We start from the raw sequence: 21,321 nt of genomic DNA on the forward strand, positions 1-21,321 counted from the left end.
GGTCACGGTCTCCCCGTCTGCTTGGCCGGGCCGAGCCGGGCGAGTGTGAGTCGCAACAGCGTCTGGACGCTGTCACGCAGCTTCTCATCGGTGTCGGACACCACCTCGGCGACGGCCTCGGCCGCGACCTTCTCCGGCCAGCCGAGACCCACCAGTGCGACCAGGACGCTGTCGCCGATCGACGACGGAGATCCCGCCGCGGCCTTGACCACCGGCGCTCGACGGGTCACCGCCAGCTTGCCCGACAGCGACACCACGATCAGCTTCGCCGTTTTCGGCCCGATTCCGGACACCTTGCGGAACGGCGCGTCGTCGTCCGCCGTCACCGCCTCCGCGATCTGATCGGGCGAGAGCACGGAGAGCACGCCGATCGCAGATTTCGGCCCGACACCCGACACTCCGGTCAGCAGCTCGAACACCTGCAGTTGGTCGAGGTCGGCGAATCCGAACAGTTGAAGCGCGTCTTCACGCACGATCAGGGAGGTCAGCACGAACGCTTCGTCGCCGACACGGAGAGACAGCACGTGATCGGGGGTGAGCTGCACGGAGAATCCGACGCCGCCGACCTCGATCACCGCCATGCCGCCGGCCGCAGAGAGGACGGTGCCACGAAGGGAGGAGATCACCTCGCCAGCCTACGGGGCACCGCCGACGCGCGGCCGGACCGCTGTTCCGCGGCGCGCCACGCGGCCTGGGCGGGCGTCAGGTCTGCGCCGCCCCCCGATTGCGCCGTCGGCGGGGCACCACGCCAGGCGTGACAGATCGCGATCGCCAGCGCGTCGGCAGCGTCCGCTGGCTTCGGCACCTCGGCGAGTCCCAGGATGCGCGCGACCATCGCCTGCACCTGCTTCTTGTCCGCCGATCCGTAGCCCGTGATCGCAGCCTTCACCTCGCTCGGCGTGTGCAGCGCGACCGAGAGCCCGCGCTTCGCGGCCGCGTGCAGCGCGACCCCGCTGACCTGGGCCGTGCCCATGACCGTTCGCAGGTTGTGCTGGGCGAACACCCGCTCGATGGCGACGACTGCCGGACCGTGTTCGTCCAGCAGCTGCTCGATCCCCGTGCCGACGGCGAGCAGACGCTCCTCCAGCGGCATGGTCGGGGGCGTGCGGATGACCGTGACGGCGACGAGTGTCGCTGTGCGATCGGGCCGCACATCCACGACCCCGACTCCGCATCGCGTGAGTCCCGGGTCGATACCCAGAACCCGGAGCGCCACCCGCGCCTCCGCTACTCGGCCTCGAGCTCGGCCTGAACCTCGGGGCTGAGATCGAGGTTGGTGTAGACGTTCTGCACGTCGTCGGAGTCTTCGAGCGCGTCGATCAGGCGGAACACCTTGCGCGCGGTCTCGGCATCTGCCTCCACGTTGATCGTGGCGACGAACTCGACGTCGGCCGAGTCGTAGTCGATGCCGGCCTCCTGCAACGCGGTGCGCGCGCCGACCATGTCGGTCGCTTCGGTGATGACCTCGAGGGTCTCGCCACGATCGGTGACCTCTTCGGCGCCGGCGTCGAGCACGGCGGCGAGCACGTCATCTTCGCTGAGGCCGTCGGTCTGGGGAACCACGATGACACCCTTGCGGTGGAAGTTGTATGCGACGCTACCGGGGTCGGCCATGGTGCCGCCGTTCCGCGTCATCGCTGTGCGCACCTCTGCTGCAGCCCGGTTCTTGTTCTCGGTGAGACACTCGATCAGCAGCGCGACGCCGTTCGGGCCGTAGCCCTCGTACATGATGGTCGAGTAGTCGATCGACTCGCCGGTGAGGCCCGCTCCGCGCTTGATCGCGCGATCGATGTTGTCGTTCGGCACCGAGGTCTTCTTGGCCTTCTGCACGGCGTCGACGAGCGTCGGGTTGCCCGACATGTCCGCGCCGCCCATCTTGGCCGCGACCTCGATGTTCTTGATGAGCTTCGCGAACGACTTCGCGCGACGCTGATCGATCACGGCCTTCTTGTGCTTGGTGGTGGCCCACTTGGAATGCCCGGACACTGTGCTCCCTCGACTACTTCTAAAGATCCTGACCATTGTAAAGCCTCGGCCGCACCGGTTCCGGCTAAGCCGCGGCTCATCTCCTGGTGAGGGCGGTCTCGGATTCGACTCGCGAGAGCTTCTCGGGGTTGCGGACGTAGTAGACGCCGGTGATGTGCGCATCCTCGACGCGGATCGCCATGATGCCGTCGATCTCGCCGCCCACGCGCAGTACGAGCGCCGGGTTGCCGTTGACCACCGTCTGCTCGCTGGAGATCGCGCCCTGAGCCTTGCTCGACCCGCCGACCATGAAGCGGACCACCTTGTCACTGCCGATGATCGGCCGCAGCGCGGCCTGCTTCAAGCCACCACCGTCGCTCACCAGGATGACGTCGGGGGCGAGCACGTCGAGCAGACCCTGAAGGTCGCCGGTCTCGATCGCCCGCTGGAACGACGCGAGCGCCGCCCGCGTCTCGCCCGGCGAGACCACCTCCCGTGGGCGGCGGGCGTCGACGTGCAGGCGTGCGCGGTGCGCGATCTGCCGCACGGCAGCCGGACTCTTGTCGAGGGCGACCGCGATCTCGTCATAGCCGACGTCGAAGGCCTCGCGCAGCACGAAGACAGCGCGCTCCGTCGGCGACAGGGTCTCGAGGATGAGCATCAGCGCCATCGACACGCTCTCGGCGAGCTCGACGTCCTCGGCGACATCCGGGGTGGTGAGCAGGGGCTCGGGAAGCCACGGACCGACGTACGCCTCGCGGCGCCGCTGCACCGAGCGCAGCCGGTTGAGCGCCTGCCGGGTGACGATGCGGACCAGGTAGGCGCGCTGGTCGCGCACGTGCCCGAGCTCGACCGTGACCCAGCGCAGCCAGGTCTCCTGGAGTACGTCTTCGGCGTCGGCCGCGGATCCGAGCATCTCGTAGGCGACCGTGAAGAGCAGGTTGCGGTGGGCGACGAATGCCTCGGTCGCTGGCCCTGTGTCCGTGTCGTTGACGTTCATCTCGCCCCTGTCCCCTTCGGTCTCGGATGCGGGCTAGATCGTGCGCCCGGCGGAGGTCGAGGTCTCGCCGATCCCGGCTCCCAGAAGTTGTCGGCGCTTGTCGTCCTTCGACCACGCCCAGGTCAGCGATCCGGGCTTGCGTGCCTCGTCCGTCAGCTGTTTGACCGTACCCCAGCAGACCAGTTGCTTGAGCCCCGCTCCCGCACGACCGCCGAGCGCGAATCGTGTCGCGGTGTCGTCGCGGTGCGCGAACTGGAAGATGCCGGAACGGCGTCCCAGACTGATGCACTGGCCGGCGAATCCCAGTGCGATCGGCGTCGGCTCCTCACCGCCGATCCGATTGAGGACGGTGTCGGCGGCATGCGCGCCCAACGGCCCTGCGGCCTGGCAGCTCATCCGGAACGGCAGATCCGACGGCGCCGCGCTGTCGCCGGCAGCGACGATGCGCTCGTCGTCCACGCTCGTCAGGGTCTCGTCCGTGAGGAGTCGTCCCCGGGCATCCGTGGTCAGTCCGCTGCGGACCGCCAGGTCCGGCACTGTGAACCCGGCTGTCCAGATCGTCACCGCGCTGGCACGCGTGCTGCCGTCGCTGAGCTCCACGGCATACGGAGTCACCCGCGTGGCCGTCGACGCCGGACCATCGAGCACGGTCACCCCGAGCCTGGCGAGCTGGGCGGCCACCGAACTGCGCCCGCGAGGATGCAGGTATGGGCCGAGCACCCCACCGCAGAGCAGGGTCACTGCACGCCCCGATTCCGCCAGCTCGGCAGCGGTCTCGATGCCGCTCGGACCCGCTCCGACCACCGTCACCGGGGCCGTGCTCGGAGTGGCGTCGAGCGCGGACCGCAGTTGCTGAGCCTGCTCGAGGTCGGCGATCGGGAAAGCGAACTCCGCCGCGCCCGGGACAACCCGATCGGCGCTGCGACTCCCCACGGCATAGATCAGATAGTCGTAGCCGACCGTGGCTCCGGTCGCCAGCGTGACAGCGCGCCTTGGAGCGTCGATGCGCGTCACGGTGTCGACGACCAACCGGATGCTCTGCGCCAGCACGTCCCGGTAGTCGACCACCGCGTCGTCGGATCCACCCACCAACTGGTGCAGGCGGATCCTCTCGACGAAGGTCGGACGCGGATTGATCAGTGTCACTCGCACGTCGTCGCGCTGCGTCAGGCGGTTCGCCGCCATCACCCCGGCGTAACCGCCGCCGATCACGACGACCTCGGTGTTCTCGGTCATGCTGTCTCCTTTGTCTGGATTCAGCCATACGACACCGGGAGGTCGACCGTTGTGACAGCGCCCTCGATTGCTACGCGGCGCGTACCTTGTCGAGGAAATACTCGTGGAACCGCAGCTCGCCCGTGATCTCCGGGTGGAACGACGTGCCGATGAGGCTTCCCTGCTCGACAGCGACGACGCGACCGTCGGCGACCGCAGCGAGGGCCGTCGCCTTCTCCCCCACGCTCTCGACGATGGGCGCCCGGATGAACACCGCATGCACCGGCTCCGCGCCGAGGACGGGGATGTCGAGGTCCGTCTCGAACGAGTCGAGCTGCGAACCGAAGGCGTTGCGCCGAACCGCGACGTCGAGACCCCCGAGGCTCTGCTGACCAGAGATCCCGTCCAGGATGCTGTCGGCCAGCATGATGAGACCGGCGCACGTGCCGTACACCGGAAGCCCGCCTGCGATCGCATCCTTGAGCGGTTGCGCGAGGCCGAAGGCGCGGGAGAGCTTGTCCATCACACTCGACTCGCCACCCGGGATCACCAGCCCGCCGACCTGCGCGAGCTCCTCGGGACGACGCACCGGGACAGCGTCCGCGCCGAGACCCTTGAGGACCGCGATGTGCTCGCGGAAATCACCCTGCAGGGCGAGGACGCCGACCCGAGGACTACCAGCCACGCTCGGCGAGGCGGTGCGGTGCTGCCAGGTCGGAGACGTTGATGCCGACCATTGCCTCGCCCAGGCCACGCGACACATCCGCGATCACCGACGGGTCGTCGAAGAACGTGGTGGCCTTGACGACCGCCGCCGCACGCTGGGCCGGGTTTCCCGACTTGAAGATGCCGGATCCGACGAAGACGCCGTCGGCGCCCAGCTGCATCATCATCGCTGCATCGGCCGGTGTCGCGACACCGCCGGCGGTGAAGAGCACGACCGGCAGCTTGCCGGTCTCGGCGACCTCGACGACCAGGTCGTACGGCGCCTGCAGCTCTTTCGCCGCGACGTACAGCTCGTCTTTGCTCATCGCGCTCAGGGCGGCGATCTCCGACTTGATCTTGCGGATGTGCTTGGTCGCCTCCGAGACGTCGCCCGTGCCGGCCTCACCCTTGGAGCGGATCATCGCCGCCCCCTCGTTGATGCGGCGCAGCGCCTCACCCAGGTTGGTCGCACCGCAGACGAAGGGGACGGTGAAGCCCCACTTGTCGATGTGGTTCACGTAGTCGGCCGGGCTCAGCACCTCGGACTCGTCGATGTAGTCGACGTCGAGCGCCTGCAGCACCTGGGCCTCGACGAAGTGGCCGATGCGGGCCTTCGCCATGACGGGGATGGACACCTCGGCGATGATCGCCTCGATGAGGTCGGGGTCGCTCATGCGAGCGACGCCACCCTGCGAGCGGATGTCGGCGGGAACGCGCTCGAGGGCCATGACGGCGACGGCTCCGGCGTCTTCGGCGATGCGCGCCTGCTCGGGCGTCACGACGTCCATGATGACGCCGCCCTTCAGCATCTCGGCCAGGCCGCGCTTCACGCGGTTCGACCCGAACTGGTCGGCGGTAGTGGTGTCGGTCACTTTGTCCTCTCTCGGCGCCGCAGCCTCACGCGGCGCACCCATGAGCTCGCGGCCTCCCGGCTGCGAGCAACGCTGTTGCGATTCTACTCGGCGGCGCTTGTCGTTTCAGCCGCGGGCCAGGCGTTCGCGATCGCCTCGCGCACGTCGCCCAGGAGCTGCGGGAGAGCCTTGGTCTTGGCGATGATCGGCAGGAAGTTCGCATCCTGAGCCCACCGCGGGACGATGTGCTGGTGCAGGTGCGCGGCGATGCCCGCACCGGCCACGGCGCCCTGGTTGATCCCGATGTTGAAGCCGTCGTTCTTGGAGACCTCCCGGATGACGCGCATCGCGGTCTGGGTGATGCGCGCGATCTCATCGATCTCCTCCGGCGTCGCCTCGTCGTACAGGGCGACGTGGCGGTACGGGACGACCAGCAGGTGGCCGCTGTTGTACGGGAAGAGGTTGAGCAGCGCGTACGCGTGCTCGCCACGCGTGACGATCAGCGCATCCTCATCGCTCTTGGTCGGTGCAACGCAGAACGGGCAGTCGTCTTCGCCGGGCTGCTGTCCGTGCTGGATGTAGACCATTCGGTGCGGCGTCCACAGCCGCTGGAACTCGTCGGGCACGCCGACCAGGTAGGACGGGTCGTCGTGTCGCACCTCGCCGGATGCGGTGACGTCCGCGCCCTCCTGGTCGTCGTAGTCCTCGATGCTCAGTCGAGCCATGCCGTGTCGACCTGCTCGTGCTTCTCGATCGCGCCGACGATGCGGTCGATCGCTTCGTCGACCGTCACGCCGTTGCGCTGGGTTCCGTCGCGGAAGCGGAAACTGACCGTGCCGGCCGCCGCATCCTCTTCGCCGACGATCAGCTGGTAGGGGACCTTCGCCTTGGTGTGGGTGCGGATCTTCTTCTGCATGCGGTCGTCGGAGTGGTCGACCTCGGCGCGCACTCCCCGAGCCTTGAGCCGCGAGATCACGTCATCGAGGAACGTTCCGTACGCATCCGCGACGGGGATGCCGACGACCTGCACCGGGGACAGCCACACCGGGAAGGCGCCCGCGTAGTGCTCGAGCAGAATGGCGAAGAAGCGCTCGATCGATCCCAGGAGCGCCCGGTGGATCATCGCCGGCTGCTTGCGCGTGCCGTCGGCCGCCGTGTACTCGAGTTCGAACAGCTCGGGCTGGTTGAAGTCGAGTTGCACGGTGGAGAGCTGCCAGGTGCGGCCGATCGCGTCGCGGGCCTGCACCGAGATCTTCGGTCCGTAGAACGCGGCCCCGCCCGGGTCGGCCACGAGCTCGAGGCCGGACTCGACAGCGACCTGGCGCAGCGTCTCGGTGGCCTGTTCCCAGCTCTCATCCGATCCGACATACTTGTCGGGATCCTTCGTCGACAGCTCCAGGTAGAAGTTGTCGAGTCCGTAGCCGCGCAGGGTCTCGAGCACGAACTCGAGCTGCCGCGCCACCTCGTCCTTGATCTGATCGTCGGTCACATAGATGTGGGCGTCGTCCTGGGTGAGCCCGCGCACGCGGGTGAGGCCGGACAGGGTGCCGCTCTTCTCATAGCGGTACACCGTGCCGAACTCGGCGAGGCGCAACGGGAGTTCGCGGTAGCTTCGCCCCCGGGCTCGGTAGATCAGGTTGTGCATCGGGCAGTTCATGGGCTTCAGGTAGTAGTCCTGGCCCTGCCGGGTCACATTGCCCTCGTCGTCGGTCTCCTCGTCGAGGTGCATGGGCGGGAACATCCCGTCCTTGTACCAGTAGAGGTGCTGGCTGATCTCGTAGAGCCGGCCCTTGGTGATGTGCGGGGTGTTGACGAGCTCGTAGTCGTTCGCGATCAGCCGCTCGCGCATGTAGTTCTCGATCTCGTTGCGGATGATGCCACCCTTCGGGTGGAACACCGCGAGACCCGAGCCGATCTCATCCGGGAAGCTGAACAGGTCGAGTTCGGCGCCCAGCTTGCGGTGGTCGCGCTTGGCCGCTTCTTCCATGCGCACCTGGTAAGCGCGGAGTTCGTCCTTCGTCGGCCAGGCGGTGCCATAGATGCGCTGGAGCTGCTTGTTCTTCTCGTTGCCTCGCCAGTACGCCGCGGCAACGCGGGTGAGGGCCCAGCCGTTGCCGATCATGCGTGTGTTCGGGAGGTGCGGCCCGCGGCAGAGGTCCTTCCAGACCGTCTCCCCGGTCTTGGGGTCGACGTTCTCGTAGATGGTCAGCTCGCCGCCGCCCACCTCGACGCTCTCGCTCTCGTCGAACGCGGTGGTGTCACCGTGGACGACCCCGCCCTTCAAGCCGATCAGCTCGAGCTTGTACGGCTCGTTCGCCAGTTCGGCGCGCGCCTCGTCGTCGGTCACCACGCGGCGCACGAAGCGCTGACCGGCGCGGACGATGCGCGACATCTCCTTGTCGAGCACCTTGAGATCTTCGGGGGTGAACGGCTCGCTCACGTCGAAGTCGTAGTAGAAGCCGTCGGTGATGGGCGGGCCGATCCCGAGCTTCGCCTCCGGGTTGATCGACTGCACAGCCTGCGCGAGCACGTGGGCTGTGGAGTGGCGCAGGATGCTCAGTCCGTCAGGCGAGTCGATCGTCACCGGTTCGACGGTGTCGGTGGTCGTGACCTGCGTTGCGAGATCTTTCAGCTCGCCGTTGACGCGCATCGCGACAACGGAACGGTCGGTGAAGAGCTCGAAGCCGTCAGCCACCTTTTCCACTCCTAAAGTTCGTTGTTGGGGACGAATTCAACTTTAGCGGGGCACCGAATGCGAAAAGGACCGAGAGCTCACCTGTCGAGTCCGCAGACTCTCCGTGTACTCGGCAGTTTTGAGCCGATTTTGCGTGGACTCGCATGGTTGTTCGTGCGGACTCGGCGAGTGCCGGGAAAAGAAAAGGCCCCCGGAGTCCGGGGGCTGTGGTGGGCGATACTGGGATCGAACCAGTGACCTCTTCCGTGTCAGGGAAGCGCGCTACCGCTGCGCCAATCGCCCAAGCCTGCGTAGCAGGTTGGAGGTGGATACGGGATTCGAACCCGTGTATACGGCTTTGCAGGCCGCTGCCTCGCCTCTCGGCCAATCCACCGTTTGGGTTCACCACCGTAGTGAGAGGCCCGATCCTTCGACCGGGCCGACTCGAGCGGATGACGAGATTCGAACTCGCGACCCTCACCTTGGCAAGGTGATGCGCTACCACTGCGCCACATCCGCATTCTGCACCACAACACTCGCGGCACTTGAATGACTGTAGCCGATTCATTCGCCGTTCGCCAAACCGGGTTACGCCACCGGGTGTGTCGCCTGCCGATGTGCGTCGGAGGCGCAACGTCGGCTAGTATCGAGTCTCGCAGCCGGCAATCTCCGGCGCACTTCAGGGCGATTGGCGCAGTTGGTAGCGCGCTTCCTTCACACGGAAGAGGTCATCGGTTCGAGTCCGGTATCGCCCACCAGAAAAGTCCTGGCTTGCTTTCGCTTTCGGGACATGCGTAGTGCGAGGATGGTTGACCGTGACCATCTTTGACCCTCGCCGCAACAGCATCGGCTTCATGCGCGTTGCGATGGCGACTGCCGTGATCGTTTCACACGCGTGGCCCCTCGGCGGGTTCGGCCATGACGTCGGTCGAGTGAACAACAACGTCGGATTCCTGGCCGTCGAAGGATTCTTCGCGCTCTCGGGGTTCCTCATCACACGAAGCGGCGAGCACCTGTCGACGGGCCGGTTCCTCTGGCACCGGATCCTCCGGATCATGCCGGCCTACTGGGTCTGCCTGGTAGTGATCACCGTACTGTTCGCCCCGATCGTGTGGCGAGCGTCGCACGGCCTCACGGAGTACCCGGGCACGACGCCGAATCCGTTCGGGTTCATCCTCAACAACTTCCTGCTGGCGAACAACCAGCAGCAGATCGGCGATACCCTCGCAGGCAACCCGTACCCGACGCTGTGGGACGGACCGATCTACACACTGCCGTACGAGTTCGCCTGCTACCTCATCATCTGCGCGCTCGCGGCGATGCGCGTCCTCAATCGTCGCGTCGTGAGCATCCTCCTGATCGCCGCATGGCTGTGGCAGCAAGTTGTGCTCTCGAGCGTTCTCGGCGTCAGCGACGGGCGGCAGGCGACGCTCACGGTGTGCTTCCTGCTCGGCTCGGCGATCTACCTGTGGCGTGATGTACTGCTCGACCGTAAGGTCTCCTGGTGGCTATTCGGTGTGTGCCTCATCGTCGCGGTGTCCACCTACGCGACCATCGGGTTCCGCCCGATCGGCGTACTGGCTTTCTCATACGTCATCATCTGGGCAGGAGCGCGATTGCCCTTCACCCGCGTCGGTGTCAAACGTGACTTCTCCTACGGCATGTACATCTATGGCTGGCCCATCCTCCAACTTGCTTCCTTCTTCGGGCTCAACGCTCTCGGCCTCCCGGCCTACCTGGCGATCGTGCTCGTTGTCACGGTCGGCTTCGCCGCTGCGAGCTGGTATCTGATCGAGTCCAGGGCGCTCAAATTCAAGAACGCTTCCGTTCCGGCATGGCTCGGCGGCCAACGCGCTCCGGCGTCCATCGAGTAGGGCGCAACGGAGTCAGTTGCCCTTGGTGCAGGTCTGATCGGCGGCCGTCTGGCCGGTCACGTTGGATGGCAGCGCAACACCCGTCGGGGTCGGGGTGGGCGTGGTATCGCTCGTCGCAGGCGCGGTGGGCGCGCCGGTGGCCGTCTCCGTCGGGGCCGGGCTCGGCGTCGTCCCCGGGGCCGCTTCCGTGGCGGCACCGAGCTTGCCGGAGAGCTGCACCGGCTGGTCGCTTGCGAGAGCGCTCTGCAGGAGCGCCGCGCTCTGCGCATCCGTCACGACCCGGTTGGGGTTGGCCGGATCGGTGCGCGTCGGATACTGCAGGAAGACGATGTTGTTCAGGCTGATGCCCTTGAGCGCCAGCGCGATCGCGACCAGAGTCGTCGGCTGGGTGAGCGTGTCGGACAGGGTCATGTTCGTGACCGCAGCGTGGGCGAGCGTGTACAGGGTCACCGGATTGCTGAGCACACCCGCGCTGGTGACCTTGCGCATCAGGGCCGAGAGGAACAGCTGCTGGTTGCTGATGCGGCCCAGGTCGCTGCCGTCGCCGACACCGTGGCGACTGCGCACGAAGGCCAGCGCATCCGACCCCACCAAAGTCTGCTGCCCGGCTGGGAGGTTCAAGCCGACGTACGGATCCTTCAGAGGCGTGGCGAGGCACACGTCGACCCCGCCGACGGCGTTCGACATGCCGATGACGCCGTCGAACGAGATCATGGCGGCGTACGGGATGCTCAGCCCGGTCAGCTTCTCGGCGGTCAGCACCACGCACGAGAGTCCCCCGGTCGCCAGGGTCGTGTTGAACATCGCGGCGGCCTGCGGGGAGGTCGAGCCGCCCTTGCCGTTCGGGCAGGAGGGCACGCCCGTCACGAGGTCGCGCGGAATGCTGATCACTGTGGCGTTGGTGTGGTCCGCGGAGATGTGCAGCACCATGGTCACGTCGTTGCTGCCGGCTCCGGAGCTGCCCGCCAGCTCCTGCGCCGAACTGAACTGACCGCCCTGACCGGTGCGGGTGTCGGTGCCGGTCAGCAGGAGGTTGACTGCGCCGTCGACGGCTCCGACGGCCGGGGGCGTCTGCCCGGGCGCCGTGGCGAGATGGATTCCCGGCTTGATCGACCTCACCGTGTCGGCGACAGCGTAGGCGGCGACGCCGGCGCTGCTGACGAGCGCAACGGTCACCACGGCTCCGAGGAGCTTGAGGATGGCCGTGTGCGGCCGCCGGCGCGTGAGCCGTCCGTGACGGACGGGCACGGCGGCGCCACGCCTGCGGTCGCGGAATTGCTGGTTGAGCGGCGTCGGGGCGGGATCGGTTCGCAAACGGTCGGACTTTCGATTCGGCGGTGCCGATCGCGTTCACGGCGGCGCGATCACGCTAGCCGCGCATCCTCCTGGAACCCTTTGGCAGCTCTGGGAGAACGACGGGGTTTCGGCCGGCACGCCTGAACGAATTCAGACGAAATGTGGACGAACCCCCGTCGGCACCGTACCGGACCCTCGTGAGCCCCAGGGTGACCCTCAGGAGGAGCGCCAGAGCCAGTGAGACCGCGAACGACCATCCTGCGACGGCGAATCCGGCGATCGCCTGCGCGACGAACAAGTCGAAGTTGCCGCTGTCGATCAGCCCGCCCCCGGTCGCGAACAGGCCGATGAAGAGGATGCCGACCAGGCTGCCGACGATGTGGACGACACAGATGGTCATCGGCACGCCGAACCGGGCGCGTGCGGCCAGGTCGACCATGCTGGCGCAGGCCAGGGCGGCCAGGGCGCCCAGCAGGAGCGACCACCCCGCCGTGAGCACTCCCGAAGCCGGTGTGATCGCCACGAGGCCCGACACGGCACCGCAGAGAGCGCCGGTGATGTTCGGCCGACGGAGCATCACGCGGTCGACGATGACCCAGGCGAGGACACCGCCGGCGGATGCGACCAGCGTGTTGACCCAGATCAGCGGCGTGAACGGGTCCATCGAGCCCTCGGAGCCCACGGTGATGCCGAACCACCCGAACCAGACGAACGCTCCCCCGATCGCCACGAGTGGCAGGCTGTGCGTTCCGGGCGACGGATGGCTGCGCCGTCCGCAGGCGAGGATGATCCCGGACGCCGCGCTTCCGGCCGCGATACTGACCGGGAGAGCGCCGCCGAAGTCGATCACCTGCATCCCGCCCGTCGCCCACCCGTCGGTGGAGAACACCGCGTAGCAGGCCGGGAAGACGACGAGCACCGACCAGAAGACCACGAAGACCAGCCAGGCCCGCAGGGTGACGCGCGAGGCGATCGAGGCTCCGAGGATCGCCGTCGCCACGGCGCAGAGGGCGATGACGTAGCCGGCACGCGCGAGCGGATACGGGTCGGCAGCCGATCCGGTTGCCTGGACGACGAGCGAGACCATTCCCCAGTCGGGACGTCCGATGAACCCGGGGATGAGGGCGGGCCCGACGATCAGCCCGACTCCCCCGAGCATCGCGAGACAGACCACCACTGCCGCCCCGGAGATCGACGCGCGGAAGGCGGCGACGGCTCCCGCCCGACTGGACATGCCGCCGTAGAAGAAGGCGACACCGGGCACGACGGCGAAGGCGAACGTGGCGCTGACGATCAGGAGGAGCGCATCCACCTGCCTGCTGGAGGCGAACTCTGCAAGACCCACGATGGCGTCGGGGCGCCACGAGACCATCGGTCCTCCTCCTGCTCGTCATCGTCGGTTCACCCTAGCGCCCACACGAAGCGGGGTGCCGCCCGAAGGCGACACCCCGCTTGCAGCTGTGAGTAAACGGATCAGACGGTCTCGAGTGCGTAGCCCTCTTCGCCGTGCACGACAGTGTCGACGCCGGCCAGTTCGTCCTCGTTCTTGATGCGGAACCCCATCGTCTTCTGGATGATCCAGCCGATGACGAAGGTGAGCACGAACGAGTAGATCAGGACGGAGAAGGCGCCGATGGCCTGCGCACCGAGCTGCGTGAGGCTGCCGGTGTCGATGAGGCCGATGCCGGTGCCGAAGATGCCGATGTACAGCGTTCCGATGAGACCGCCGACGAGGTGGATGCCCACGACATCGAGCGAGTCGTCGAAGCCGAGCTTGAACTTCAGGTCCACCGCGAGGGCGCAGACCGCACCGGCGATGAGGCCGAGGACGATCGCCCAGAACGGGGTCAGGATGTTACAGGCCGGGGTGATCGCGACCAGACCGGCGACGGCACCGGATGCGGCACCGATCGATGTCGGCTTGCCGTCTCGGATCTTCTCGATCACGAGCCAGCCGATGGTCGCGGCAGCGGGAGCGGCGAGCGTGTTGATCCAGGCGAGGGCGGCGATCCCGTCGACAGCGGCCTCCGAGCCGGCGTTGAAGCCGAACCAGCCGAACCACAGGAGCGCGGCGCCGAGGAGGGTCAGCGGCACGTTGTGGGGTTTGGCCATGCCCTTCTGGAAGCCGATGCGCTTGCCGAGCACGAGCGCCAGGGCCAGGCCGGCCGCACCGGCGTTGATGTGGACCGCAGTACCACCTGCGAAGTCGTTCACGCCCAGGCCGAAGACGATCCAGCCGCCGTCGGTCAGACCGTTGGGGCCCATGGTGAAGTTGAAGACCCAGCTGGCGACCGGGAAGTAGACGACGGTGACCCAGATGCCAGCGAAGACCATCCACGCGCCGAACTTGGCGCGGTCGGCGATCGCTCCGGAGATCAGCGCGACCGTGATGATCGCGAAGGTGGCCTGGAAGCCGGCGAACGCGAGCATGTTCAGGTCGGGCCCGCCATCCGACGACGTCAGCAAGGGGATCAGGCCTGCGTTCGTGAACGGGTTGCCGAGCACGTGCGGGATCAGCCAGTCGGAGCCCGATGTGAACGACATCGAGTACCCGTAGAGCACCCAGAGCACTCCGACGATCGCGATGGCGCCGAAGCTCATCATCATCATGCTGACGACGCTCTTGGCGCGGACCATTCCTCCGTAGAAGAACGCGACGCCGGGCGTCATGAGCAGAACAAGCGCTGCGGCGACTAGCAGCCACAGGGAGTTCACTGACACCGTCGTAGCGGTGTCGGCTGCTGTGTGTAGCAACATACGAATCGTCTACCTCTCTCGTGATTGCACAAAGTGTCCCCGCATGTTCTCGGGTTCAGGAGCGCTTCGGGGTGTCGCCAGTTTTGTCGCGTGAGGTTTCGGTCGAGCGATGCTCGTGTTTCGCAAGTGTTACGGGTGGCCGATGCATGTAAACATCGTGTTTCGTGGTGCAGCGAATACCCGGGTAGACAGCCGGGGGTTCGCCCGGGCGGGGACTACGCCAGGAGTTCCACGAGCCGACGGGCGATCGGCCAGGTGCCGTCGGAGGTGTTCGAGACGACGGTCGCGGTCGTCTCCGTGCGGCGGTCGTGCCAGCTGCGGAACGACACTCCCGCGTCGAATCCTTCGAGCATGACGGTCTCCGGATGCGCGGGCTCGCCCGACGACGCGGGTATCCAGAACCCGAGCCCGTACCCGCGGCCGTCCTCCGATTCGCTTCGCCTCCGCACGAGCTCGTCGACGATGTCCCCGGGCAGGATGCGCTCCTCGAAGAGAGCGGGCCAGAAGCGTCCGAAGTCGCCGACCGTCGAATAGAGTCCCCCGTCGCCGCTCCCCCGCACCGGGAGGTGGAAGACGTTGGTGCGGTCGAGGCCGTCGATGGGCAGGTAGCCGAGCGCCGCATCCCCCGGCAGTTCATCGGAGCGCAGGAACTCCGTGGACCGCATGCCGGCCGGTTCGGCGACCCGCTCGCGCACGAGCCGGTGGAACGGCACCCCGCTCGCCCGCTCGGCCAGCAGCGCCAGCACGACGTAGCCGCCATTGCAGTACGAGAACCGCTCGCCCGGCGCGAACTTCTGCGGAAACCCGTCGAGCACGCGCAGGTAATCCTCGGTGTCGACGAGCTCGTGGACAGGCACCGGCAGAACGTAGTCGGTGATCTCCCCTTCGACGTCTTCGTCGAAGTAGTCTCCGATGCCCGATCGATGCGCGAGCAGCTGCTCGACCGTCACCGCGTCGTCGATGAGCGGGAGGTCGCGGCCGAGCAGCGACCGGGCCGTCGTGTCGAAGGCGAGCATCCCGTCGCCGATCACCGAGACGACGGCGAGCGCGGTCAGCCCCTTCACACCGCTGGCGATCCCGAAGCGGGTGTCGACCGTGTTCGGGATGCGGTGAGCACGATCGGCGAGTCCGTACGCGCTCCCGATCACAGACTCGCCCGCCCGTTGCACCGACACGGCTCCGGCGAACCCGGTGTCGTGTGCGAGAGAGTCGATGGTCTCAGCGAGGTCGGCCATGATCGTCAGTCGTCGTGCGGCGGCAGCTCGCCCGTGGTGAGGGCGATCATGCGGGAGACGGAACGGAGGTACTTCTTGCGGTAGCCGCCGCCGAGCATCTCCTCGTCGAAGACCTCGCTGAGGGCGGCACCGGTCTGGATGATCGGGATCTCGGCGTCGTAGACGCGGTCGATGAAGGCGACCAGCCGCAGCGCGGCCATCTGGTCGTGCAGGATGTGCACATCCGTGAGCCCGATGACGTCGACCCCGTCGAGCAGCTTGATGTACTTGGACGGGTGCACGGTGGCCAGGTGCGCGATGAGCGTGGCGAAGTCGTCAGAGGTGACGGTCGTGCCCCGGGCGACGAGTGCGTCGACGGTCGCGTCGTACGCCGCCGGCTCGACAGTGACGGCACCGCCTTCGACGGCGCGGCGGCGGTAGTCGAGGCCGTCGATGCGCACGGTCTCGAACCGGTCGGAGAGCGCCTGGATCTCACGGAGGAAGTCGCTGGCGGCGAAGCGCCCCTCCCCGAGCGCGTTCGGCGGGGTGTTGGACGTGGCCGCGATGCGGGTGCCGGATGCGACGAGTTCGCCGAGCATCCGGGTCATCATCATCGTGTCGCCCGGGTCGTCCAGTTCGAACTCGTCGATGCAGATGAGAGCGGATCCGCGGAGGAGATTGACGGCGCCGGCGTAGCCGAGCGCGCCGACGAGGGCGGTGTACTCGATGAACGTGCCGAAGTACTTCGGAGCCGGGGCCTCGTGCCAGAGCGAGGCGAGGAGGTGGGTCTTGCCGACGCCGAAACCGCCGTCGAGGTAGACACCGGGCTTCATCTCCGCCTTCTTGCGGTTGCGGCTGAAGAAGCCGGTCGGGCGCTGCGGCTCCCACGACGCGACGAACTTCTTGAGGATGGCCACCGCTTCCGACTGCGACGGGTAGTCGTGGTCGGGACGGTACGACTCGAACGTCGCGTGCTCGAACTGCGACGGCGGAACCAGGGATGCGGCGATCTCCGCCCCGGTGATGTCCGGTGTGCGCTCACTGAGGCGCACGAGCGCACTGGACTCCGCAGCCGTGCGGTCTTGTTCGAGGGTCATCTGGCTTGCACCTTTGTGTCGGAGACGTACTGTGTCGAAGTCTTACAGCGACCGTTTACACCGCGTTAGCCTGGAACGTAAGTTCGCTGAGTGTCGAGGCCCCCAGCCTAAACCGACACCGCTGAGACTTTTCCGCGCGCCGGCCGTCGCCATCGGGAGACGGCCGCTATCTGGAGGTACATCACCCATGACCGTCGAGGTCGACTCTTCCCCCGCCTTCGCCGACTACGCGCACCCGGAACGCCTGGTGAGCACCGAGTGGCTCCAGGAACACCTCGGCGAACCCGGGCTGGTGGTGGTGGAGTCCGACGAAGACGTACTCCTGTACGAGACCGGGCACATCCCGGGAGCCGTCAAGATCGACTGGCACACCGACCTGAACGACCCGGTGCTGCGCGACTACGTGCAGGGTGAGGAGTTCGCCCGGCTGCTCGGCTCGAAGGGCATCGCCCGCGACACGACCGTCGTCATCTACGGCGACAAGAACAACTGGTGGGCCGCATACGCCCTCTGGGTGTTCACGCTGTTCGGCCACGAAGACGTCAGGCTGCTCGACGGTGGCCGCGACAAGTGGATCGCCGAGGGTCGCGACATCACCACCGATCCGGCCACCGTCACCCCGACCGAGTACCCCGTCGTCGAGCGCGATGACACGGTCATCCGCGCCTTCAAGGACGACGTGCTCGCCCACCTCGGGCAGCCGTTGATCGACGTGCGCTCCCCCGAGGAGTACAGCGGCGAGCGCACCGAGATCCCCGGGTACCCGACCGAGAGCGCGCTCCGTGCCGGGCACATCCCGTCGGCCGCGTCCGTGCCGTGGGCCCGTGCAGCCGCCCCGGATGCGACCTTCAAGCGCCGGGCGGACCTGGAGGCGATCTACCTCGGCGAGGCAGGTCTGAAAGCGGGCGACGAAGTCATCGCCTACTGCCGCATCGGCGAGCGCTCCAGCCACACCTGGTTCGTGCTCACCCATCTGCTCGGATTCGAGAACGTCCGCAACTACGACGGATCGTGGACGGAGTGGGGCAGCGCCGTGCGGGTGCCCATTGCCACCGGTAGCGAGCCCGGCGAGGTCCCGGCGACGTAAAATCGCTGTATGACCGATCTCGCACCGGCTCTCGCGGAGATCCGGGATGACTTCCTGGCGCTCGAGCAGCCCGACCGACTGCAGTTGCTGCTCGAGTTCTCCAACGAGCTCCCCGACCTGCCCGAACGCTACCGCGACCACCCCGACCTGCTCGAGCGGGTCGTCGAGTGCCAGTCGCCGGTCTACATCTTCGTCGAGGTGGATGACGAGAACATCGTGCACCTGCACGCGACGGCGCCCCGCGAATCCCCCACCACCCGAGGGTTCGCGTCGATCCTCGCCCAGGGACTCGCCGGGCTCACCGCCGAGGAGGTGCTCGCCGTTCCCGACGACTACCCGCAGACCCTCGGGCTCACACAGGCCGTGTCGCCGCTGCGCATCCGCGGGATGACGGCGCTCCTCGGCCGCACCAAGCGCCAGGTGCGCGAGCGGCTCGCCGCCTAGCTGACGTTCTCAGCCAGCCACCCGGCGATCGACGTCTTCCAGCGCTCCTCGTCGTAGTTCCAGAGCTTGGTGTGCAACGCCGTCGCGAAGGGGACGAGGGTGACGATGTCGCTGCGGGCCTCGGCAAGCGCCCGGGACGCGGTCGACGGCACGAATCCGTCGTCGTCGCTGTGCAGGATGAGCGTCGGCAGGTTCAGGTCGGAGGCACGGGCGACGAAGTTCATGCTCGCCAGGTCGATCGGAGCCCCGAGCCCGGTGATCGGTGCACTCCAGGTGGACTCGATCAGGCGCAACGCTCCCTGCGTGATGGGGTTCGGCAGGCGCAGGAGGTGCGCCTGGTACTCCAGGGTGTCGATCCAGTCGACGACGGGAGACTCCAGGATGATGCCGTGGATGAGGTCGGACGACGGCGTGCGCGTGATGGCCTGGAGCACGACGGCCCCACCCATCGACCAGCCCATGAGGACGATCGAACGGGCTCCGTTGTCCCGGGCGTACCCGATGGCGGCGTCGACATCGCGCCACTCGGTTCCGCCGAGCCCGTACCGCCGGTCGGCGCTCTCGGGTGCGTCCCCGTCGTTGCGGTAGGAGGCGAGGAGGCTGGTGTAGCCCTGCTCGTGGAAAGTCGCCACGGCGCGCAGACCCTCCTGCCGCGTAGCGCCCCAGCCGTGCACCTGGATCACCCAGCGTCCGGTCGTGTCGCCGTCGGGCGCGGGGAACACCCATGCCGGAGCCTCGCCGAGCTCCGTCTGGATGTTGACACTGCGAACGGGGAGCCCGAGTTCCTCCGGCTCGAGGTAGTAGTAGCCGGTCAGCCGCGCCCTCCAGGTGGGATGCAGGTCGCCGAAGACGACCTGCTCCACGGTGCGGGTGACGGCGCCGTCGGCGCGCTCGACCAACCCGCCGACCTTCGCGTAGCCGGTGTCGTCGTCGAACCAGAGGCCGTACCGGCCGGGAACGGCGGAATCGGGGGTGTCCTTGAGGGTCACCGTGCCCGCATCCCGATCGACGGCACGGATGCTCTGGTTCTGCGGCCGCTTGCGCACCGGCGTGATCACGGTGAGGGCGACCCGGGCCATCACGAGCCCGGCTCCCGCCGCAGTGAGCAACACCAGCCCACCGGCGACGCCGGCTGCCGTCCACAGGGTTTTCGCGATCATCGACCTCGCCATGTCAGCAGCGTAATGCGCCCGCCTCGGATCCGGCAGGAGGCAACGAGCTCTCACAGGACCAGCACAGAGGAAGCTCCAAGCGGCGTGCCTTACCGCTGCCGTAGCTGTAGAAACCCTAATGTTCGTACCGTGCCGACAACATCCTCGACCCCCCGCACTCCCCCGGAGTTCGCCGCGGCTCTGGAGACGGTCCGCACCGTTCGATCGCGTCCCGAACTGGTGATCAGCGAGATCCCCGCGCCCGGTCAGCTCGCCCCGTATGCTGTCGCGCTTGCGGCGGATGTGCGGCCCGCCCGTCACGGCGCCGACTCCGATCTCGGTACCGGACGCTTCATCCTGCTCTACGATCCTGACGAGCCCGAAGCGTGGGGCGGCCGATTCCGCGTCGTGTGCTTCGCCCAAGCGCCGCTCGAGACCGAGATCGGACTCGACCCGTTCCTCGCCGACGTCGCCTGGTCCTGGCTGGTGGATGCGCTCGACGCGCGCGGCGCCAAGTACACCGCCGCCAGCGGCACGGCCACGAAGATCATCTCCACCGGTTTCGGCGAGCTGGCGAAACAGGGTGACGGCTCTCAGATCGAGCTGCGCGCATCCTGGACCCCGCTCGAGCACGACATCCGCGCGCACGTCGAGGGCTGGGGCGAGCTGCTCTGCATGCTTGCGGGACTGCCGCCCGCCGGCGAGGGCGTGAGCCTGCTGTCCACGAGACGGACACCGCGTGGCTGAACACACCGTCATCGCTACGCGAGACGACTATCTCGAAGCAGTCGAGGCGATCGCTGCCGGCACCGGGCCTGTCGCGGTCGACGCCGAGCGCGCCTCGGGCTTCAAGTACTCGCAACGCGCCTATCTCATCCAGGTCTTCCGCCGAGACGCCGGCACCTTTCTGTTCGACCCTCCCGCGGTCGGCCGTTTCGAGGAGCTGAACGCGGCGATCGCCGACGAGGAGTGGGTGCTGCACGCGGCGACGCAGGACCTCACCTGCCTCCGCGAGGTCGGTCTCGACCCGAAGCGGATCTTCGACACCGAGCTGGCCGCCAGACTGCTCGGGATGCCTCGCGTCGGACTCGGAACAGTCGTCGAGGAGCTGCTCGGCATCCACCTCGCCAAGGAGCACTCTGCTGCCGACTGGTCGACGCGGCCGCTTCCCGAGCCGTGGCTCCTCTACGCGGCCCTGGATGTGGAACTGCTCCCCGATCTCCGGGACGCCATCGACGCGTTGCTGGTCGAGGCCGGCAAGTCCGAGATCGCCCGGGAGGAGTTCGAGGACGAGCTGGCGCGTGACCTGAAACCGTCGCGGTCCGAGCCCTGGCGCCGACTCTCCGGCATCCACGCTGTGAAGGGCCTTCGGAACCTCGCCGTGGCACGGGAGCTCTGGCTCACGCGTGACCAGCTCGCCCGCGAATTGGACACCGCTCCCGGCCGCCTGGTCCCCGACGCCTCCCTGACAGCAGCAGCGAAGGCCATGCCGGAGACGAAACGCGGCCTCGCGTCTCTGCGCGAGTTCAACGGCCGCGCCAGCCGCACGGAGATCGACCGCTGGTGGGCCGCCATCGAAGCCGGGCGCACCACGAAGGACCTCCCAGTAGTCCGGGGGAACAGCGACAGCCTGCCGCCGCCCCGCGCCTGGGCCGATCGCAATCCCGAGGCGGATGCGCGGCTCAAAGCCGCACGGGCGGCCGTTACCGAGCTCTCCGAGCAGGTATCCATCCCGATCGAGAACCTGCTCACTCCGGAGACCCTCCGCCGGGTCGCCTGGAACCCGCCGGCCGAGATCACGGCCGAAACGGTCGGCGCCGGTCTGGCCGAATACGGGGCACGGGCATGGCAGATTGAGGCAACCTCACAGATCATCGCCCAGGCCTTTGTGGAAGCCCACCAAAACCCGGCCGAGAGCGACGAATCCGCTTCGTAGAAAGAATCAAACGATTCTCGCCTCACAGGTCGCCTCTTTAGGATCGTTGACGACC

20 protein-coding genes and 4 tRNA genes are annotated in these 21,321 nt (G+C 67.5%); 6 read left to right on the plus strand and 18 right to left on the minus strand.

Annotated elements, in window-relative coordinates:
* Positions 1-2: 2 nt before the first annotated feature.
* The 12 genes from ruvA to ACFVV0_RS15295 all read right to left on the minus strand — a co-directional run bounded on the left by ruvA (position 3) and on the right by ACFVV0_RS15295 (position 8,929).
* Entirely contained in the window at positions 3-626 is a 624-nt protein-coding gene (gene ruvA / locus ACFVV0_RS15240) for a Holliday junction branch migration protein RuvA (RefSeq protein ID WP_387064748.1), read from the minus strand.
* Positions 623-1,216 carry a crossover junction endodeoxyribonuclease RuvC gene (gene ruvC, locus ACFVV0_RS15245; protein ID WP_387064751.1) on the minus strand — a complete coding sequence of 198 codons (594 nt, stop codon included), beginning with the start codon at positions 1,214-1,216 and terminating at the stop codon, positions 623-625. Before ruvC ends, ruvA begins: the two co-directional genes overlap by 4 nt.
* A gap of 11 nt (positions 1,217-1,227) precedes the next feature.
* Positions 1,228-1,986, minus strand: coding sequence for a YebC/PmpR family DNA-binding transcriptional regulator (locus ACFVV0_RS15250; protein ID WP_387064754.1), 759 nt, complete (start codon positions 1,984-1,986; stop codon positions 1,228-1,230).
* 76 nt (positions 1,987-2,062) lie between these two features.
* The gene (locus ACFVV0_RS15255; protein ID WP_387064757.1) at positions 2,063-2,965 is read right to left on the minus strand and encodes an RNA polymerase sigma-70 factor; all 903 of its coding nucleotides are present in this window, start codon (positions 2,963-2,965) and stop codon (positions 2,063-2,065) included.
* A 33-nt stretch (positions 2,966-2,998) separates the two neighbouring features.
* Entirely contained in the window at positions 2,999-4,201 is a 1,203-nt protein-coding gene (locus ACFVV0_RS15260; protein WP_387064760.1) for an NAD(P)/FAD-dependent oxidoreductase, read from the minus strand.
* Positions 4,202-4,271: 70 nt separating this feature from the next.
* Entirely contained in the window at positions 4,272-4,865 is a 594-nt protein-coding gene (gene pdxT / locus ACFVV0_RS15265; protein WP_387064762.1) for a pyridoxal 5'-phosphate synthase glutaminase subunit PdxT, read from the minus strand.
* Positions 4,855-5,757, minus strand: coding sequence for a pyridoxal 5'-phosphate synthase lyase subunit PdxS (gene pdxS, locus ACFVV0_RS15270; protein WP_387064765.1), 903 nt, complete (start codon positions 5,755-5,757; stop codon positions 4,855-4,857). The genes pdxT and pdxS overlap by 11 nt, the downstream gene beginning before the upstream one ends.
* 83 nt (positions 5,758-5,840) lie before the next feature.
* A complete protein-coding gene (locus tag ACFVV0_RS15275) occupies positions 5,841-6,461 on the minus strand; it encodes an HIT family protein (protein ID WP_387064768.1) in 621 nt (206 codons plus the stop codon).
* Positions 6,449-8,386 (minus strand): threonine--tRNA ligase, encoded by a 1,938-nt coding sequence (thrS, locus tag ACFVV0_RS15280; RefSeq protein WP_387065206.1) that lies wholly within the window; start codon positions 8,384-8,386, stop codon positions 6,449-6,451. The genes ACFVV0_RS15275 and thrS overlap by 13 nt, the downstream gene beginning before the upstream one ends.
* A gap of 252 nt (positions 8,387-8,638) precedes the next feature.
* Positions 8,639-8,713, minus strand: a tRNA-Val gene (locus tag ACFVV0_RS15285).
* Between the two features lie 17 nt (positions 8,714-8,730).
* Positions 8,731-8,804 (minus strand) — tRNA-Cys (locus ACFVV0_RS15290).
* 53 nt (positions 8,805-8,857) lie between these two features.
* Positions 8,858-8,929, minus strand: a tRNA-Gly gene (locus ACFVV0_RS15295).
* Between the two features lie 163 nt (positions 8,930-9,092).
* On the opposite strand from ACFVV0_RS15295, the gene ACFVV0_RS15300 reads away from it, so the two are divergent.
* Positions 9,093-9,168, plus strand: a tRNA-Val gene (locus tag ACFVV0_RS15300).
* Between the two features lie 57 nt (positions 9,169-9,225).
* Complete coding sequence (locus ACFVV0_RS15305) at positions 9,226-10,284, plus strand: acyltransferase family protein (protein ID WP_387064771.1); 1,059 nt, start codon at positions 9,226-9,228, stop codon at positions 10,282-10,284.
* A 12-nt stretch (positions 10,285-10,296) separates the two neighbouring features.
* Here ACFVV0_RS15305 and ACFVV0_RS15310 read toward each other — a convergent pair whose 3' ends face one another.
* The 5 genes from ACFVV0_RS15310 to zapE form a co-directional block, all read right to left on the minus strand.
* Positions 10,297-11,598 carry an LCP family protein gene (locus ACFVV0_RS15310; RefSeq protein WP_387064774.1) on the minus strand — a complete coding sequence of 434 codons (1,302 nt, stop codon included), beginning with the start codon at positions 11,596-11,598 and terminating at the stop codon, positions 10,297-10,299.
* Between the two features lie 55 nt (positions 11,599-11,653).
* Positions 11,654-12,952 carry an ammonium transporter gene (locus ACFVV0_RS15315; protein ID WP_387064777.1) on the minus strand — a complete coding sequence of 433 codons (1,299 nt, stop codon included), beginning with the start codon at positions 12,950-12,952 and terminating at the stop codon, positions 11,654-11,656.
* A gap of 101 nt (positions 12,953-13,053) precedes the next feature.
* A complete protein-coding gene (locus ACFVV0_RS15320; protein ID WP_387064780.1) occupies positions 13,054-14,337 on the minus strand; it encodes an ammonium transporter in 1,284 nt (427 codons plus the stop codon).
* A 215-nt stretch (positions 14,338-14,552) separates the two neighbouring features.
* Positions 14,553-15,572, minus strand: a complete 1,020-nt coding sequence (locus ACFVV0_RS15325; protein WP_387064783.1) for a serine hydrolase domain-containing protein — start codon at positions 15,570-15,572, stop codon at positions 14,553-14,555.
* Positions 15,573-15,577: 5 nt separating this feature from the next.
* Positions 15,578-16,648, minus strand: coding sequence for a cell division protein ZapE (zapE, locus tag ACFVV0_RS15330; RefSeq protein ID WP_387064786.1), 1,071 nt, complete (start codon positions 16,646-16,648; stop codon positions 15,578-15,580).
* Positions 16,649-16,835: 187 nt separating this feature from the next.
* On the opposite strand from zapE, the gene ACFVV0_RS15335 reads away from it, so the two are divergent.
* Positions 16,836-17,735 (plus strand): sulfurtransferase, encoded by a 900-nt coding sequence (locus ACFVV0_RS15335; protein WP_387064789.1) that lies wholly within the window; start codon positions 16,836-16,838, stop codon positions 17,733-17,735.
* A gap of 9 nt (positions 17,736-17,744) precedes the next feature.
* Positions 17,745-18,179: a SufE family protein gene (locus ACFVV0_RS15340; RefSeq protein ID WP_387064791.1), complete on the plus strand. Its 435-nt coding sequence runs from the start codon at positions 17,745-17,747 to the stop codon at positions 18,177-18,179.
* Here the strand turns inward: ACFVV0_RS15340 and ACFVV0_RS15345 are convergent.
* Entirely contained in the window at positions 18,176-19,351 is a 1,176-nt protein-coding gene (locus ACFVV0_RS15345) for an alpha/beta hydrolase family protein (RefSeq protein WP_387064794.1), read from the minus strand. The two genes, ACFVV0_RS15340 and ACFVV0_RS15345, sit on opposite strands and share 4 nt — an antisense overlap.
* A gap of 129 nt (positions 19,352-19,480) precedes the next feature.
* Between ACFVV0_RS15345 and ACFVV0_RS15350 the strand changes: the two genes are divergently transcribed.
* Complete coding sequence (locus tag ACFVV0_RS15350) at positions 19,481-20,077, plus strand: DUF3000 domain-containing protein (RefSeq protein ID WP_387064797.1); 597 nt, start codon at positions 19,481-19,483, stop codon at positions 20,075-20,077.
* Complete coding sequence (locus ACFVV0_RS15355; RefSeq protein ID WP_387064800.1) at positions 20,070-21,266, plus strand: HRDC domain-containing protein; 1,197 nt, start codon at positions 20,070-20,072, stop codon at positions 21,264-21,266. The genes ACFVV0_RS15350 and ACFVV0_RS15355 overlap by 8 nt, the downstream gene beginning before the upstream one ends.
* The last annotated feature ends 55 nt before the right edge of the window (positions 21,267-21,321 follow it).

Source organism: Leifsonia sp. NPDC058230 (assembly GCF_042882245.1).
Classification (GTDB): domain Bacteria; phylum Actinomycetota; class Actinomycetes; order Actinomycetales; family Microbacteriaceae; genus Leifsonia.

What these genes read in the sequence shown, in the direction of transcription:
- ACFVV0_RS15255 (WP_387064757.1), bottom strand. Translation starts at nt 2,965, where the DNA reads ATGAACGTCAACGACACGGACACAGGGCCAGCGACCGAGGCATTCGTC.
- ACFVV0_RS15260 (WP_387064760.1), bottom strand. Translation starts at nt 4,201, where the DNA reads ATGACCGAGAACACCGAGGTCGTCGTGATCGGCGGCGGTTACGCCGGG.
- ACFVV0_RS15275 (WP_387064768.1), bottom strand. Translation starts at nt 6,461, where the DNA reads ATGGCTCGACTGAGCATCGAGGACTACGACGACCAGGAGGGCGCGGAC.
- thrS (WP_387065206.1), bottom strand. Translation starts at nt 8,386, where the DNA reads ATGCGCGTCAACGGCGAGCTGAAAGATCTCGCAACGCAGGTCACGACC.
- ACFVV0_RS15315 (WP_387064777.1), bottom strand. Translation starts at nt 12,952, where the DNA reads ATGGTCTCGTGGCGCCCCGACGCCATCGTGGGTCTTGCAGAGTTCGCC.
- ACFVV0_RS15320 (WP_387064780.1), bottom strand. Translation starts at nt 14,337, where the DNA reads ATGTTGCTACACACAGCAGCCGACACCGCTACGACGGTGTCAGTGAAC.
- ACFVV0_RS15325 (WP_387064783.1), bottom strand. Translation starts at nt 15,572, where the DNA reads ATGGCCGACCTCGCTGAGACCATCGACTCTCTCGCACACGACACCGGG.
- zapE (WP_387064786.1), bottom strand. Translation starts at nt 16,648, where the DNA reads ATGACCCTCGAACAAGACCGCACGGCTGCGGAGTCCAGTGCGCTCGTG.
- ACFVV0_RS15335 (WP_387064789.1), top strand. Translation starts at nt 16,836, where the DNA reads ATGACCGTCGAGGTCGACTCTTCCCCCGCCTTCGCCGACTACGCGCAC.
- ACFVV0_RS15340 (WP_387064791.1), top strand. Translation starts at nt 17,745, where the DNA reads ATGACCGATCTCGCACCGGCTCTCGCGGAGATCCGGGATGACTTCCTG.
- ACFVV0_RS15345 (WP_387064794.1), bottom strand. Translation starts at nt 19,351, where the DNA reads ATGGCGAGGTCGATGATCGCGAAAACCCTGTGGACGGCAGCCGGCGTC.